This window comes from Kitasatospora sp. NPDC057198 (assembly GCF_042670125.1).
Classification (GTDB): Bacteria; Actinomycetota; Actinomycetes; order Streptomycetales; family Streptomycetaceae; genus Kitasatospora.
The window spans coordinates 1-15,079 of the sequence record NZ_JBHUWH010000166.1 but is presented as its reverse complement, the minus strand read 5'-3'; the positions used below and the strand labels follow the sequence as shown (position 1 = coordinate 15,079).

Here is a 15,079-nt window from a genome sequence, read left to right as displayed (position 1 = left end):
TCCCCACGCCCGTGCCCACCGACCGCTTGGAGCGCTGCCTCCAGGTGCTCCTGGAACGGTGCGACGGCGCCGGGCCCGGGTGCTCCCGGCGAGCCCCGGGGCGGAGCGCCCGGCGGGGCCGGTACAGAATGGGTGCGTGCTCGAACTGACCACGGAGGAGCAACTCCGCGCCGCCACCGACGACGACAGCGTGCTGCTCTGGGCCGCCCGGGGCCTCACCGGGAGCGCCCGCGCCTGGGCCCGCGGCCGTGCCGTCGCCGTCGCCTCCCCCGACCTCTCCGGCCGTGACCGGATCGCCGTCCGCGGCCCCGTCGAGGACCTGCTGCCGCTGCTGGACGAGCTGATGGCCCTCGTCGGCCCGAGCTACCGCCCGTTCGGCGAGGCCGGGCTGCTCGCCGAACTCTGCGCCCGCCGCGACGCCCTCGAACTGTCCGGGCGCTTCGGGTGGATGCAGCGCACCGCGGCTGGCCCGCCGCTGCTCGACGAAGCCGGCGGGACGGCGAGGGCCGGAACGGACGGCGGCGGCGCGGGGGACGGACGGGGCAGCGCCCAGGGCAGTGCCCGAGGCGGGCCCGTCGCGCACTGGCTCGCCCCCGGGGAGCTGGACGAGGCCGCGGAGCTGATCGACCGCCACTTCCCGGCCTCGCACGCCCATCCGCACCGGCCGGGCGTCCGGGCCTGGGCGGGCGTCCGGGACGAGCGGGGACGGCTGACCGCCCTCGCCGCCGACGCCTGGCCCGCCCCGGCCGTCGGCCTGCTCGCCGGGGTCGTCAGCGACCCCGTGCACGGGCGCGGCCGCGGGCACGCGGCGGCGGCCTGCAGGCTGGTGCTGGGCACGATCCTCGGACGCTCACCGCGCGCGGCGCTGATGGTGGACGCCTGGAACGGACCGGCGATCGGGCTCTACCGGCGGCTCGGCCTCGAGCACCGGATGCTCGACGCGGCCGCGCAGCGCGGGGCGGCGGGGGCGGGCTGACCCCGGTGCCGCTGGTGCCCGGTGCCCGATGGTCGGCGTTTCGGTGCCCGGTGCCCGATGGTCGGCGTTTCGGTGCCCGGTGCCCGATGGTCGGCGTTTCGGTGCCCGGCGTTCGGTGGGCGGTGGGCGGTGGGCGGTTGTGCGGCGCGGCGCGGGTGGACGCCGAGGTGGCGGGGAGCGTCACCGGCGGTCGCTAGCGTGTTCGCATGACCGATGTCGAGCGTGATCTGCGCCCCTGCTGCCCGGCGGGGACCCGGGCGCCGTGGCCCACCTGCTGCTGACCGGACGGCTGGTCAGCCCCCAAGGGGGCGGGGAGGGCGCGGCTCCCGTCCTCTGGTTGAGCGACGGGCCGGCGCCGTTCGGATTGTGGGAGGAGTTGCACCGGGAGCACCCGCGCAGCGGTCTGTGGCCGCTGCTGCTCGCTCCGCTGCGGGCCGGGGAGGAGGAGTTCCGGCCCTGGGGGACGGGGGAGCTGAGCACCGTCTCCGCCAGCGAGCCGGACTGGTACGACCCGGCCGCGCTGCTGCGCACCGGCTGGGAGTACTCCACGCTCGTGGACTCCGACGGCGAACCGCTCGACCCGGAGGAGAGCTCCGAACTCGGGCGCGCCGTCGCCCCGTTCCTCGACGGCTGGCCCGGCCCCGCGCCCGCCCCCGGGAGCGTCGGCGATCCCGACGGGGCGGCCCGGGCGCTCGCCCGGGAACTGTTCGCGGGCGATGCGCGGCTGCGGATCGGCCTGGTCGCCGCCGCCGGCGGGGCCGAGTCGCTGACCGCCTGCGGGTGGTGCGGCCCGGCCAACCACGAGGACGACATCGCCAAGGTGTCCGCCGTCCTGCTGGACTGGGAGCGCCGCTACGGCACCCGGCTGGTCCAGGCCGGTTTCGCGGAACTGGAGTTGAGCGTGCCCGCCCCGCCCGAGGACACGCGGAGCGCGCTCCGGATCGCCGCCGAGCACTTCGCGTTCTGCCCCGACAACGTCTTCCAGGGCGCGGGCACGCTCACCGAGTACGCCGCCGGACTGGTCGGGGCGGAACGCTGGTCGTTCTGGTGGGACTGACCCCGGCCCGCGGGGCGGCGCGCTCAGCGGCCTCCTGGCCTTTCCCGCAGGGCTCCTGACCCGGCGTCAACTCCGCTTGATCGCGCTCCGCTCGCAGGAGTGAAGAATCGCACGAAGATTCGCTCCGCGGGGTGGTTTGACTTCTGTACGACAAGGTTCCCGCCCCTGCGGACCCTAGGGTTGCCGACGAGACGAAAGCAGTACGGATCGGGCCGAAGCGCCCAGGGGGGAGCGAACCGTGGCGGAGACGACCAGGACGAACACCGGCAGTGCCGACGGCACCGGCGGCGCGAGCGGGGCGGCCGCTGCGCGGGCCGGAACGGACTCGATGCTGCGCCGCACCCTGGGCGAGCGGCGGATCGCGCTGGTCGCCTGGCGACTGCTGGTCCTGCAGAACGCGCACCCGGCGGTCGCCGCGGGGGTCAGCCAGTTGTCCACCTACCGCAACCACCCGTGGCGGCGGATCGAACACACCATGGACAGCGGCCGCCGCCTGTTCTTCTCCGACCAGTCCGACCAGGAGGCACTGCGCCGGGAGATCCAACGACTCGAACGGAGCCACCGCCGGATCGCCGGCACCGACGACCGGGGCCGCCCCTACACCGCGCTCGACCCCGCCGTCCGGGTCTGGGTGCTGGTGACCCTGTACGAGGCGATGACCGCCCTGCGGGCACTCTCCGGCCGCCCGCTGCGCCCCGCCCAACTGGACAGGCTCTACCGGGAGTTCCGCGAGGTCTGCACTGCCTTCGAACTGCCCGACGAACTGTTCCCGCCCACCGCCGCCGACGTCCCCGGATACATCCGCGCCACCATCCGGGACACCCTGGAACTCACCGAAGCCGCCCAGGACATGCTGTACACCGTCCTGACCCGCGCACCCGCCCCGCGCCGCCTCGGCCGACTGCGCTCCGCCTGGCCGCTGCTGCGCAGACTCGTCGCCCGCTTCCTGACCGCGCTCACGCTGGCCGACCTGCCACCGGAGTTCCGCGCCAAGTTCGGCCTGCCGCGCAGCCGGGGAGCGGCAGTGCTCTCCCGGGTCGTCCACCGCGGGGCCCGGACGGTGGCGCTGCAACTGCCCGACCGGTTGCGCTACCGCACGCTGCCCAACGGTGACCGGGCCCGGCCGCGGCAGACCGGCGCACCAGGACAGGTCCGCGCGCCACGACAGGTCCGCGCGTCACGACCACGCCGGGACAACCGGCCGGCGCGGATCGCCGCCTTCTACCGCCAGGTGATGGACCAGACCGGGGACGGACGGCTCACCTCCGCCGACTTCGAGGCGATGGCGCACAACGTCTGCTGGCCGCTGGAACTGGACCAGGCCGGGGAATCCGCCGTGTACGCGGCCTTCGACACCTGGTGGCGCCACCTGCTGACCACCACGGACGCCGACGGGGACGGGGGGATCTCCTGCGAGGAGTTCGTCACCGCGATGCTCGCCGGCGTCGACCGCGACCCGGCCTACCTCGACCGCGGCCTGCACATCGCGGTCCGCGCCATGTTCCACGCCGCCGACCTCGACCACAGCGGCCTGCTGGACGCCGAGGAGTACCGCGCCCTGTTCGGCGGCTCCCGCGTCCACCCGGCCGAACTGACCCACGGCTTCCGCCAACTGGACACCGACGGGGACGGACAGATCACCGAGGAGGAGTTCGTGAAGGGGTTCACCGAGTTCTTCACCGCCCGGACGGAGAGCACCGCCGGTACCCAACTGCTCGGCCGACCATGACGGCCCGACCCCGGGGCCCGACCACTGCCGGCAGCGCGGCCGGACGCCGGACAGAGGAGTCCGGGTCCACCACCCCAGGACAAGGCGAAGGCCCGGCTCGCCGAGGTCTACCAGGAGCGCAAGGACAACCCGCACCACCAGCGAAAGGCCGAGCGGATCCGGATGTACGGCCCGATGCAGTTCCGCGAGTACGTAGTGCAACAGACCGTTGTCGATCAGGTCCGCACTGATCGCCGGCAGGTACGAGGTGGCGGCGACGCTGACCGACTGGAAGGCGATCGGGCCGGCGAACCAGCACCGGTGCTTGCCGGTCCGAGCGTGGACCGGGCCCGTGGGCCGGCCTTTCGTAGGAGGTGGTCAGGCGATGACGAAGCTGGGGTGCAGCAGTCCGGCCGGGTCGTGCCTGCGCGCCAGCCGCAGCAGTCGGTCACGGTGCGCGGCGTCGAACCGTTCCGCGGCGGTACGTCGGTCGGGGCGTCCGAAAGTGAAGTTCGGCGAGCTGCCCACGGCGTCCGCGGACCAGTCGGCGAACAGATCGCCGTGCAGCGCCCGCGCCCGCTCCGCGTTCGGCCCGGCCGTCGGGGTGACCGCACACAGCAGGTACTTCGCCTCGCGGTGGCTGACCGCGTTCGGCACCTCGGGCGGAGCCGACAGCGCCCCTCCGAGGTGGCGAACCGTGAGGACGGAGGGAAGCGGCTGGTCCGGCGCCGAGACGGCAACGGCGTCGCGGAGGCGCTCCTCGTCGATCGCCCGCAGCAGGACGTTGTCGCCGAGATAGGCGTACGGCTGGTCCGGCTCACCGAACACGGTGTGCGACTGCTGGTAAGGGATCTTTTGGAGGCTGTCGTGCACGGGTTCCAACGCCCGCAGCGGGGTCACGAGTTCGTCGGCCTCCGCAGGCGAGCCGAGGTAGGCGATCTGGACGTGGGCCAGGTGCTGACCGGGGAAGCCGAGCGCCGTCAACGCCGAGGTCATCTCCGGGGGCAGGGTCGCCGTCCAGCGCAACCAGGCGGGGACCACGTCGGGCGTCTTGCGCAGGTCGAACATCAGAGCGCCGCCGACCAGTTCGGCGACCGGCACCAGAGCGATCTCCAACTCGGTCACGATGCCGAAGTTCCCGCCACCGCCGCGGAGCGCCCAGAACAGCTCCGCCTCCTCATGTTCCGAGACCGTCAACAGGGAGCCGTCGGCGGTGACCAGCTGCAAGCGCGTGACGTGGTCGGCGGCGAAGCCGTAGCGACGGGCCATCAGCCCGATGCCGCCACCGAGCGTGTAGGACACGGCGCCGACACCGGGCAGGCTCCCGGACAGCGGCGCCAGGCCGTAGCGTGCGGCGGCGTCGATCACGTCGCGCCACCGCGCTCCGGCGCCCACCCGTGCGGTGCCGGCGTCCGGGTCGACGTCGACGCTGTCCATCCCCCGCGTCGACACCAACACGCCTCTGCCGGCCAGCGGTCCGGCGAGTGCGTGTCCGGTGGCCTGAACCGCGATCGGCATACGGGCGTCCGCGGCGTACCGGACGGCCGCCACCACGTCACCGACGCCCCGCGCCGCCACCACGAGGGCCGGCCGGTGCTGCTCCCGCAGTTGGAAGCCGGCCCGGTGCCCGTCGTACTCGGCAGAGCCCGGGTGGTGCAGCACCGGCGATTCGGCGTCGGTCGTGCGGTCACTCATCGCGAGCACCTTTTCGGATCGGGGGCGCGTGGGAGCACCCGCTCGGCGGACGGACAGGTCGTCGTCGCCCAACCACCAGCCTGGCCGGAATATGCGCCGCATCCTGTCGCAATTCCTGTGAAGATCGAGGATGTGACCCCGGACCGCTTCTTCAACCTGATGCTGCTCCTCGAATCGAGACAGGGCGCCACCACGCAGGAACTCGCCTCCGCGCTCGGGGTGTCGCTGCGCACCATCACCCGGGACCTCAACTGGCTCCGTGACGCCGGCCTGCCGGTGATCGCACACCGGGGCCGCTTCGGAGGGGTGACCATGGTGCCCGGGACCGGACTCGACCTCGCGCGACTCACCCCGGACGAGCGTGACCACCTGCTGCTCACCGGGCTGGACGACAAGCAGCGCGCGGAGCTCGACGCCTCGGCCGGGAGCCGCCGCGCGCTCTCCAAGATCGCCGCCGCACAGACACGCCGGGTTCATGAACTCCTGCCGCTCACCGAGGTGGTACACGTGGACAGCCGTCCCTGGCGCCAGGGACAGGCATCCGGCACGGCCCCGGCTTCGCTGATCGGCGCGGTGCGGCGGGGCAGCCGGCTGCGGATCGGGTACGACAGCGCACGCTCACCCTCCCCGCGCGACCTGGTCGTCGATCCCTACGGCCTGTTCGCCAAGGCCGGCGCCTGGTACCTCATCGCCGACTGTGCCCGAGTGCCGCGGATGTACCGACTGGAACGGATCACGACCTGGAACGAGGTCGACCGGCCACGACGGCTGCGCACGGGCCAGACCCTGGCCACCGTCACGGCAACGCTCATGGACCAGTGGGAGCACGACCACTCGGTGGAGGTCAGCGCCACCATCGACCGGCACCAGATCGGGCGGGCGCAACGGATCTTCGGCCGACGACTCGTCCTGGGAGACCACGACGACACCTTCGACGGCCACAGGGTGACGATCCGCTTCCTGCACCTGGAGGACGTGCGGGCACTGCTGCCGTTCGGGAGCGCCGTCACCGTGCACGGCCCCGCCGAAGCCAGGGACCGCCTCCGCGACCTCGCCACCGATCTCGCCCGCCACTACGCGCCGCCGACACCCTGACCGGGACACCGGGGGAGTGCTCCCGTCGACACGGCCGAAGTCTGCGGACGCACCGCTGCCCCTCCGCCCCCCGCTCCACGTGTACTCGAGTCGTCGGCGGAGCCGATCGGAGGCGCTCGACCAGAACTCCACGCGCGTTCCCCAGAGTTCATATCCGACACGCCTGTCCGGTCGTGCCGATCCGTCGAAACCGTTCGTCGGAGGCGGTCGTGGGGCGTCAGCCCCGCTCTAGCTCCGGGGCCGGGGAGGGGGTGGCCGTCGGAGGGGGGTGGGAGGCTGGACGGGATTCGCGAGCGAGAGCGGGAGAGACGGGGAGAGACGGGTGGAACTGCGCGCGGAACTGCTGCCTCCCGTGGTGACGGAGCGGCAACGGGCGGAGCTGGAACGGGAGATCGAGCGGGTCGGGGAACTGGTGCGGGCCGGGGCCCCGGGTGCCGCGGCCGCCGTCCGGGCGTTCAACGCCAGGACGGGGCACGACCGCGCGCCGTACGACTTCCTCGCCTACTACGGCAGCCGGAGCCTCGAGGAGTTCGCCCTGGAACTCGCCCGTCCGGCGCGTCCGAAGGTGGACGGGGTCACGGTGGGGGAACTGGCCGAACTCGTGCGGCGGGCGCTGGCCGCGGAGCCGGAGAGCGAGTGGTACCTGCGGGTGCTGACCGTCAACGTGGCGCACCCGAGAGCCGTCGACGTGCTGTTCCACGGGCGGGACGGGGCGACACCGGAGGAAATGGTGGCGGAGCTGCTGAGTTACCGGCCGATCGTGCTCTGAACCCGGCGGGACGGCCCGGACAGCGGTGCGCCGACGCCCGGCGGGCCGCCCTCCCCGGGAGGGGGAGGACGGCCCGCGGCTCGGGCGGGACCGGGCCCGTCAGCGGGTGGCGGGCCGGGAGCGGAGCAGGGCGCGGCCCGGGAGGGCGGTGGCGGCCAGGCAGAGCAGGGCCGTTCCGGCGGCGAGCGGGAGGGCCGTGCCGAGGGGGACGTGCGGGGAGGAGGAGGTGAGGGCGCGGGTGATCGGGGTGAGGGTGGTCCAGGCGATGGCGGCGCCGGTGGCCAGGCCGATCACGGCGATCAGCAGGGCCTCCCAGCGGAGCATCGCGCGGACCTGGCGGCGGGTGGTGCCCGCCAGCCGCAGCAGGGAGATCTCGCGGCGGCGGTCCAGCACCGTCATCACCAGGGTGTTGGCGGCACTCAGCGCCGCGAAGCCGGCCAGCACGGCGGCCATCACGTTGTTCGCCCAACCGCTCAGATCACGCTGCCGGTCCGCCTGCGCCGCGTAGCCCCGGCGGTCCGTCACCGACAGCCCGCCGGGGGCGAGCCCGGCCAGGGCCTCGGCGGTGGCGGCCCGGTCCGTCCCCGGGGCCTGCGCCACCAACAGCCGGGTCGGATAGGGGGAGGTGCTGTGCGCGGCGGCGGTGGCACCCGGCAGCAGCGCCTCGCCGAGACCGAGGCCCCGGCTGTAGGTGGCGACCACCGTCGGCTCGACCCTGGTGCCGTCGCCGAGCCAGAGCGGAGCCCGCTCGCCGACCCGCACGCCGAGGCTGTCGGCGAGCGTGGCGTCCAGCGCGATCGTGTCCGCGGAACCGGAGAGGCCGGCCAGCGAACCGGACGTGACGCCCAGGTCCAGCACCGACGGCAGGGCCGCCGGGTCACCGTCCACGCCCAGCGCGGTGGCCGTGCCCAGCACGTCGCCGGACTGCTGGTACACCAGCCCGGTCGGCTGCAGGGCGACCGCCGCGGCCACACCGGGAACCTGCCCGGCCCGCTCCACCGTGCCCGCGGGCAGACCCGGAAGGCCGGGCCGCGCGGTCACCACCTGGTCGGCCGTCAGCCCCTGGCGGACGTGCTCGGCCGCGGTGTGCTGGAGACTCGACTGGAGGAACACCAGCGTGCCGCAGAACGCCGTCACCATCACGATCGGCACGGTCGCCGAAGCCAACCGCCGGGACGAGGCCCGTGCGTTGTCCGCGGCCAGCGAAGCCGGCGCCCCGCCCGCCCGCAGCAGCACGCCGAACAGGCCCACCGCACCGCGCACCAGCCACGGGCCGAGCAGCGCCACCGCCACCAGGAAGCACAGCACCACGCCCAGCGCCGTGTTCGCCGCCGCCTCCCCCGTCAGGTTGGCCGCGACGACCGCGAAGACCACCGCACCCGCCGTGAACACCGCGCCCGTCACCGTCCGGACCACCCCGGGGCGCCCCGGCCCCGCCACTGCCTCGCCGAGCGCCTGGGAAGGCCGCATCCGGGCGCTGCGCCGGGCCGCGAACCACCCGGCCGTCAGCGCCGTCACCGTGCACGCCCCGACGGCGGCCAGCGCCGGCAGCGGGCCGACCCCGAGCACCACGTCGGTGGGCACCGCACCGCGCGAGACCAGCTCGCCGAACCACCAGCGGGCCAGCGCCAGACCGGGCAGCACACCGATCGCCGCGGCCACCGGGGCCACCAGCGCCGCCTCCGCGGCGATCGACCGGCGGATCTGGCGGGGCGTCGCCCCGATGGTGCGCAGCAGCGCGAACTCGCGGGCCCGCTGGCCGGTGGCCAGGGCGATCGTCCCGGCCACCACGAACACCGCCGTCATGGCCGCGACCCCGCCGAAGGACCCGCCGATCCCCGTCAGCATCTCCTTGGCCCCGTACAGCGCGGGCTGTTCCACCGCGCCGCGCCGGTGGTCCGTCGAGACCTGGGCCCGCTCGTCCAGCGAGTGGCGCAGTTCGGCGGCGAGGGCCCGCGGGTCGGTGCCCGGGGCGGGCCGCACCGCGATCGCGTCGATCCGGCCCGGGTGCCCGGAGATCCGGTCGGCGGTGGAGTCGGAGAACCAGACCGTGGCCGAACCGGGCCGCGCCTCGGCCAGGCCGGAGATCCGGTACGCGGCACTGCCCGCAGGGGTGTCGAGGGCGAGGGTGTCACCGGGGGCGAGGTGCGCGGCGCGGGCGCTGGCGGTGTCCAGCACCAGTTCGCCGTCGGCGGGCGCCCGGCCCTCGGCCAGCCGCTCGTCCGGGGCGATGCCCAGGGCGCTCCAGCCCCGGCCGGTGAACCCGGACGCGTCGGGTGTTCCGGGGCGGTCGGACCGCCCGTTCCCGTCGGACGGGCCGGACGGGCCGGACGGGCCGGACGGCCCGGAGGGGGCGGGGTGGCCGGTGCCGGTGGCCGAGACGGGGAACGCGGAGTCCGGCAGGGCCCGGCCGACGCCCGGCAGGGAGGCCACGGTGGCGGTCAGTCCAGCGTCCAGCCGGGCCCGTTCGGGCAGGGACTGGGTGACCGTCTCGGTGTCCTCGCCGTTCTTGACGGTCGACCTCACCTGCTGGTCCGCCGCGACCACGATCGGTGCGTCGGCGTACCTCGAAGGAGGGACGCTCGCCGTCAGGCCGGTCTGCAGCAGCACGCCGCAGGCCGTCACGACGGCCGAGGCGAACAGCAGGGCGAGGAACGTGCCCGCGAAGGACGCGGGGCGGAAGCGTACGGCGGCGCGGGCCAGTCCGTTGCTCATGCGGTCGGCTCCGAGGTGCGGGTGGCGGCCGGGCAGGCGGCGGCCGGGCAGGTGGCGGCCGGGCGGGCGGTGAGGGGCACGGGGCGGCTGGTCACGCGGCGGCCGTCACGGGGGTGGCGGAGAGGGCGAGCATCCGGTCGGCGACGGAGCGCGGGTCGGGATGGCGGATCTCACCGGCGAGGGTGCCGTCGGCCAGGAAGACCGCTCGGTCGGCGAAGGAGGCGGCGACCGGATCGTGCGTGACCATCACGACCGTCGCGCCCAGGCCGTCCACCGCGTCCCGCAGGAGGCCGAGGACCTCGTGGGCGCTGCGGGTGTCGAGTGCGCCGGTCGGCTCGTCCGCGAAGATCACGTCCGGGCCGGTGACCAGGGCGCGGGCCAGCGCGACGCGCTGCTGCTGTCCGCCGGAGAGCTGCCCGGGGCGGCGCGAGGCGTGCTGGCCCAGCCCGACCCGGGACAGCAGTTCCTGGGCCCGGGCGCGGTCCTGCCGCAGACCGGCCAGGCGTTGCGGCAGCAGCACGTTCTGGAGGACCGTCAGGGACGGCAGCAGGTTGAAGGACTGGAAGACGAAACCGATCCGGGTGCGCCGCAGCTTGGTCAGCCGGTCCTCGTTCAGCGAGCTGATCTCCTGGCCGGCCAGGAGCACCTGGCCCGCGTCCGGCCGGTCCAGGCCCGCCGCGCACTGCAGGAAGGTGCTCTTGCCGGAGCCGGACGGCCCCATCACGGCCGTGAAGGTGCCCGTTTCGAGCACCAGGTCGACGCCGTCGAGCGCGCGCACCGCGTTCGCGCCGCGCCCGTAGCTGCGGTGCACCGCGCGCAACTCCACGGCGGGCTGCCCGGTGGCGGGCCGGGCGGGCCCGGGGGCGGCGGACGGTGCGGGCCGGCCGGAGGCGGAGCGGCGCAGGCGGGGCGGCATGGTGGAGCCTTCCTCGGAGACGGCGCCCCGGCGGTCTTGCTCCGGGACACTGTCCACGCTAGGAAACTCGCAGGTCACCCACCATGAAGGCGGCAGGTGGCTTCGGGGTGGGGGTACCCCCACCCCCGTCGGGCGGACAACCCCCGGCGGCGCCCGTCGCAGGCGCTTCCCGGGCGTCCCTTCCGGCGCTCCGCGCAGCCGTGCTGCGGAGGCGTGCCGCGCAGCCGTGCCGCGCAGGTGTGCCGCGGAGGCGTGCCGCCGGGGGCTCCGTGGAGGGCCTTCCCGCGGGTCAGACCGGCTTCGCGGTCGGCTTCGGCAGCTGGTTGGTGGCCGCCAGGACCTCGCCGTGGAGTTCCGTGCCCGCGACGCGGCGCAGTTCGGCGACCTCGGCGTCGGCGACCGACACCGTGAGGGTGTAGGGCGCGGGCCCGGTGATGGTGTTCCCGCCGTCGGTCACCGGCATCAGACCCGAGGCCAGGGCCTGCGCGTCGACGCCGGGGCAGAGGGCGGCGGCGGGCAGCACCACGTGGGCGGCGGCGCCGTCCCCGGTGACCAGCCAGCCCCGGCCGTCGGGGGTGTGCGCGGCGCCCTGCACCGTGCCGGGCAGTCCGTACGCGGCGGCCACCACACCGTCGGGCCCCTCGATCTCGACCGCGACGCCCGCACTGCCCAGCGGTGCGGCCAGCGCCAGCGCGGTGTCCGAGCCGGAGCCGAACTCCAGGTCGAAGACCAGCTCGCCGGGTCGGTCGGAGCCCGTCTTCTGGTACCCGTAGGAGGCGAGGCGCAGCCAGGGGCCGGCGGACTCCCCGGTGGGCACCGATTCGGCGGCGGCCGGGAAACGGTGGTAGCCGTGCTGCCCGCACTCGCTTCCGGCGAACGTGCCGCCGCCCGGGAGCGCCCGGTCGGCGGCGGGCCGGGGGCTTCCCGGCCGGGCGTCGGAGGCGGCGATCTGCGGGGTGTGCGCCCGGTTCGGGCCGAACAGCAGCCCGCCGACCACCAGCAGGACGATCAGCGTGCCGAGCACGGCCGTCCAGCGCTCGCCCCGGCTGAGCATGCGGAACCGGGGGCCGAGCGGTTCGCCGTTCCGGCGGTGCGGCCGACGGAGACGGAGGAAACGCCAGGTCCGCCCGGTCCGCCCGGAGCGGCTCCGGCGGGAGCCGGCCGGACCGTCCACGGACCAGCGGCGGCCGCCCGGGTCGACCGGGGGCTCACGACGCCAGCGTTCGGCGAGCATCCGGGCCCGGGCGGACGGCTCGTTCACGGTGGCGGCGCGGACGAAGTCCTCGTCCAGGACCAGACCTTCGAACGGGTCCGGGGGCTCGATGGCATCGGGCGGGCGGCGGTCGGGCATTGCGTCAGTATGCCCGCCGGGAGTGTCGTCGCGGGACTATGTTCTGGATCACGGACACGGCGATCCGGGAAGGCCCCGGTGGAGCCGGCGATCCGGGGAGGACGACCGCGGTGCCGCAGATCCTGATCGACCACTCGCCGGGCCTGGAATTCGACGCGCTGGGCTTCGCGAAGGAGGTGCACCAACTGATCCCCGAGGTCATCGACGCCCGGGTGGGCGACTGCAAGACGCTGGTGCGCCCGGCCGCACGGCACCTGGTCGGTGACGGCACCTCGACGGAGGCCGTGGTGCTGGTGGAGATCAAGCTCCTGGCCGGCCGCAGCGCCGAGGCCAGGGGAACGCTCTCGGCCCGGGTCACCGACCTGCTGCGCGGGTACGTCCTGGTGCCGGCTGCGTTCGGCGTGGAGATCACCGAACTGGACCGGGAGAGCTACGTGTTCGTCCACCACCCCGGCCGGTGACGGGCGGGCCCGGTGCTCCGGTCGGGGCGCCGGGCCCCTGCGGCGGCCGAACGTCCGACCGCTGATCCGCCTCTCTCCCGCCAGGAAGGATCTTTTCCCCTTCCTCCCGGGAAGAGGCAGCGGCGGGGGGACGGTCGGGGAGGGGAACGGCACCCGCTGGGCGGCGGTGGCGGGGGCCGGGCGGGGAGGTGGGACGGGGAGAGGGGCCTGCGGGGTCAGGCCGGGAACCGTTGAGGGGGCGTCACGGCCGGGACGCTACGAGCGGGCTTCACGAGCGGGCTTCACGAGCGGGCTTCACGAACGGGCTTCACGGGCTGGCCACACGGGCTGGCCACACGGGCCGGGCGTTCCGGGAGGAACGTCACAGACCGGGGGTGGACTCGTCGAAGAGCAGGCAGCGGGCCCGGTTGTCCAGGTCGAGGGTGCGTCCGGAGATCACCTGGCGGCCCTGTTCGTCCACCTCCCGCGCGGTGTGGTGGATGCCCTTCGCCCGGCTCAGGTCGGGTACGCGGGCGGTGCGTTCCGGGTATCCGCTGTCCGGGAGGAAGATCAGGTACTCCCAGTCGCGGGCCGGATTGTGCACCGTGGAGCAGGCGTTCGGTGACAGCCGGACGGTAACGAAGTCCTTGTCGTTGGCCACCGCCGAGCGTCCGAAGCCGAGCACCCCGGTGCGGGTCAGGTCCAGTCGAGGGGTGGTGGCGCCGCGCTTCTCCTGCTCGAAGACCCAGATCCGGCCGTGCTCCTGCTCGTTGTAGTTCTCGTGCTCGTAGAGGCAGAACGCGTCGGCCGGGCAGGCTGCGACGCCCTGCCCGCGTACCAGGTGGGCGCCGGAGCGCTGGGCGCCGGCCGCGTTCGCGGGGCTCGCGGTGACGGTCAGGAGCAGCAGCCCGACCGAGGCGCGAGTGATCATCTTTTCCATGTCCCACCCAACGAGACCCGGGCGGGCCGGGTACGCGGGCGCCCGTCTTTCATGACGTTCCGTCACTCGGGCGGCCGCTTCGTGTACTCAGAGTCACGATCTGGCGTTGAAGTGTCACGAGTGCGCCGAGGGTTTCACCCGGTGAACAGCCGAGCGACCGGTCCGGGAAAACGGGGTGCGGACGGATGGTGGGCGGTGCATGCTCGCGGGGTGCTGCTGACCTGGATCGCCGAAGTGGCGGACGAACCGCTCGTGCTCAACCCCGGCCACCCGCCGGAGGAGTGGGAGACCAACACCTGGTGGATCGGCCCGGACGACGGGCCCGCCCCGTCGGTCGCCGAGGTGGTCGCGGCGTTCCGCGGCACCGCGGACGGGATCCGGCGGCGCATCGCGGAGATGCCCTACGACGGGCCGGCCACCTTCTACGTCTGGCACGACGAGCAGGCCGGTCAACTGCGCTGCTCCACCGGCTCGGTGGGCCCGGACCGGCTGCCCTTCGGCGGCGCGTACTACCCGACGGAGAAACTGGAGCGGATCGTCGAGGCGTACCTGGCCGACGAGGACCCGGGGGTCGTGCCCTGGGCGGAACTCCGGGAGGCCGACGACGAGGCGGAACGGAGCGAGCCGGAACCGCGGTGGTTCCCGGTCTGGGTCGCCAGGGTCGGCGGATAGCCGGGAGCGGCGGCTCGGGGGCGGGGTTGCTTGTGCCGCTGCTCGGAGCGTGTCTATGTTGAGCGGGAGTTCGACCGTTCGGCAGGATGCAAGAAGAGGTGCAGCGGCACGATGTGTGGCCCCCGCCCGGCAGTGCGGCACGGGAGCGGAACCGGTTCGGCCGGCGTTCCGCGGGCGAAGGAGGCGTGAGGTGACCGGCACCCCGGACGCCATCGGCGCCCTGCTCGGGTCCGGCCCCCGGCGGGCCGTCCCGCTGCCCGAACCCGCCGAGCGCGAACGCCTGCGCGTGCGGTACGGGCTGGGCAAGACCGAGACCGCGCAGGCACTCGGCATCAGCACCAGCACCCTCACCGCCTGGGAGCAGGGCCGCCGCGACCCCCAGGGCGAGGGCCGCGCCGCGTACGCCCGCCTGCTCGAAGGCATCGCCGCCCAGCTCGAGCCGGAGGCGGAGCAGGAAGAGGAGCCGGAGCCCGGGGCCGCGGTGGAGCCGGAGCCCGAGGTCGTGGCGGTGCGGGCAGCGGGGCCGGAGCAGGGGCAGGGGCAGGGGCAGGCGGTGCTGCTCGATCAGCACCCGGACGGTTCGCTGGTGATGGCCGCCGCCGCGCCGTGCGTGCAGTGCGGGCAGCCGTCGGTGTACCGCGCCCAGGGCAGCCCGATGCACCTGGGCGGCTTCTGCCGCCCGCCCGCGCCCGCAGCCGGACCCGCTCCCACACCTGCGCCCGCAGCCGGACCCGCTCCCGGACCC

Annotated in this window: 13 protein-coding genes; 8 read left to right on the top strand and 5 right to left on the bottom strand. The window is 74.7% G+C overall.

Going from position 1 to position 15,079, the window contains the following annotated elements:
• The first annotated feature begins 136 nt into the window (after window positions 1-136).
• From ACFUEL_RS19660 to ACFUEL_RS19650, 3 genes are all read left to right on the top strand, one after another.
• Entirely contained in the window at window positions 137-976 is an 840-nt protein-coding gene (locus tag ACFUEL_RS19660; protein ID WP_380237639.1) for a GNAT family N-acetyltransferase, read from the top strand.
• Between the two features lie 262 nt (window positions 977-1,238).
• A complete protein-coding gene (locus ACFUEL_RS19655; RefSeq protein WP_380237638.1) occupies window positions 1,239-2,033 on the top strand; it encodes a DUF4253 domain-containing protein in 795 nt (264 codons plus the stop codon).
• 238 nt (window positions 2,034-2,271) lie between these two features.
• Window positions 2,272-3,762 (top strand): oxygenase MpaB family protein, encoded by a 1,491-nt coding sequence (locus tag ACFUEL_RS19650; RefSeq protein ID WP_380237637.1) that lies wholly within the window; start codon window positions 2,272-2,274, stop codon window positions 3,760-3,762.
• A 357-nt stretch (window positions 3,763-4,119) separates the two neighbouring features.
• On the opposite strand, the gene ACFUEL_RS19645 is transcribed toward ACFUEL_RS19650, so the two are convergent.
• A complete protein-coding gene (locus ACFUEL_RS19645; RefSeq protein WP_380237636.1) occupies window positions 4,120-5,436 on the bottom strand; it encodes an FAD-binding oxidoreductase in 1,317 nt (438 codons plus the stop codon).
• A 132-nt stretch (window positions 5,437-5,568) separates the two neighbouring features.
• Here ACFUEL_RS19645 and ACFUEL_RS19640 point away from each other — a divergent pair, with 132 nt between their 5' ends.
• Window positions 5,569-6,531, top strand: a complete 963-nt coding sequence (locus ACFUEL_RS19640) for a helix-turn-helix transcriptional regulator (RefSeq protein WP_380237635.1) — start codon at window positions 5,569-5,571, stop codon at window positions 6,529-6,531.
• A 322-nt stretch (window positions 6,532-6,853) separates the two neighbouring features.
• Entirely contained in the window at window positions 6,854-7,300 is a 447-nt protein-coding gene (locus ACFUEL_RS19635; protein ID WP_380237634.1) for a hypothetical protein, read from the top strand.
• A gap of 99 nt (window positions 7,301-7,399) precedes the next feature.
• Here the strand turns inward: ACFUEL_RS19635 and ACFUEL_RS19630 are convergent, their stop codons facing one another.
• From ACFUEL_RS19630 to ACFUEL_RS19620, 3 genes are all read right to left on the bottom strand, one after another.
• Entirely contained in the window at window positions 7,400-10,015 is a 2,616-nt protein-coding gene (locus ACFUEL_RS19630; protein WP_380237633.1) for an FtsX-like permease family protein, read from the bottom strand.
• Window positions 10,016-10,106: 91 nt separating this feature from the next.
• Window positions 10,107-10,931, bottom strand: coding sequence for an ABC transporter ATP-binding protein (locus ACFUEL_RS19625; RefSeq protein ID WP_380237640.1), 825 nt, complete (start codon window positions 10,929-10,931; stop codon window positions 10,107-10,109).
• Window positions 10,932-11,220: 289 nt separating this feature from the next.
• Window positions 11,221-12,282, bottom strand: coding sequence for a hypothetical protein (locus tag ACFUEL_RS19620; RefSeq protein WP_380237632.1), 1,062 nt, complete (start codon window positions 12,280-12,282; stop codon window positions 11,221-11,223).
• A gap of 110 nt (window positions 12,283-12,392) precedes the next feature.
• Here ACFUEL_RS19620 and ACFUEL_RS19615 point away from each other — a divergent pair, with 110 nt between their 5' ends.
• Window positions 12,393-12,743: a 5-carboxymethyl-2-hydroxymuconate Delta-isomerase gene (locus tag ACFUEL_RS19615; protein ID WP_380237631.1), complete on the top strand. Its 351-nt coding sequence runs from the start codon at window positions 12,393-12,395 to the stop codon at window positions 12,741-12,743.
• A 361-nt stretch (window positions 12,744-13,104) separates the two neighbouring features.
• Here the strand turns inward: ACFUEL_RS19615 and ACFUEL_RS19610 are convergent, their stop codons facing one another.
• The gene (locus ACFUEL_RS19610; protein ID WP_380237630.1) at window positions 13,105-13,653 is read right to left on the bottom strand and encodes a hypothetical protein; all 549 of its coding nucleotides are present in this window, start codon (window positions 13,651-13,653) and stop codon (window positions 13,105-13,107) included.
• A 204-nt stretch (window positions 13,654-13,857) separates the two neighbouring features.
• Here ACFUEL_RS19610 and ACFUEL_RS19605 point away from each other — a divergent pair, with 204 nt between their 5' ends.
• A complete protein-coding gene (locus ACFUEL_RS19605) occupies window positions 13,858-14,334 on the top strand; it encodes a hypothetical protein (RefSeq protein WP_380237629.1) in 477 nt (158 codons plus the stop codon).
• Window positions 14,335-14,524: 190 nt separating this feature from the next.
• Window positions 14,525-15,079, top strand: a 555-nt coding sequence (locus ACFUEL_RS19600; RefSeq protein WP_380237628.1) for a helix-turn-helix domain-containing protein, incomplete at its 3' end; no start/stop codon positions are given.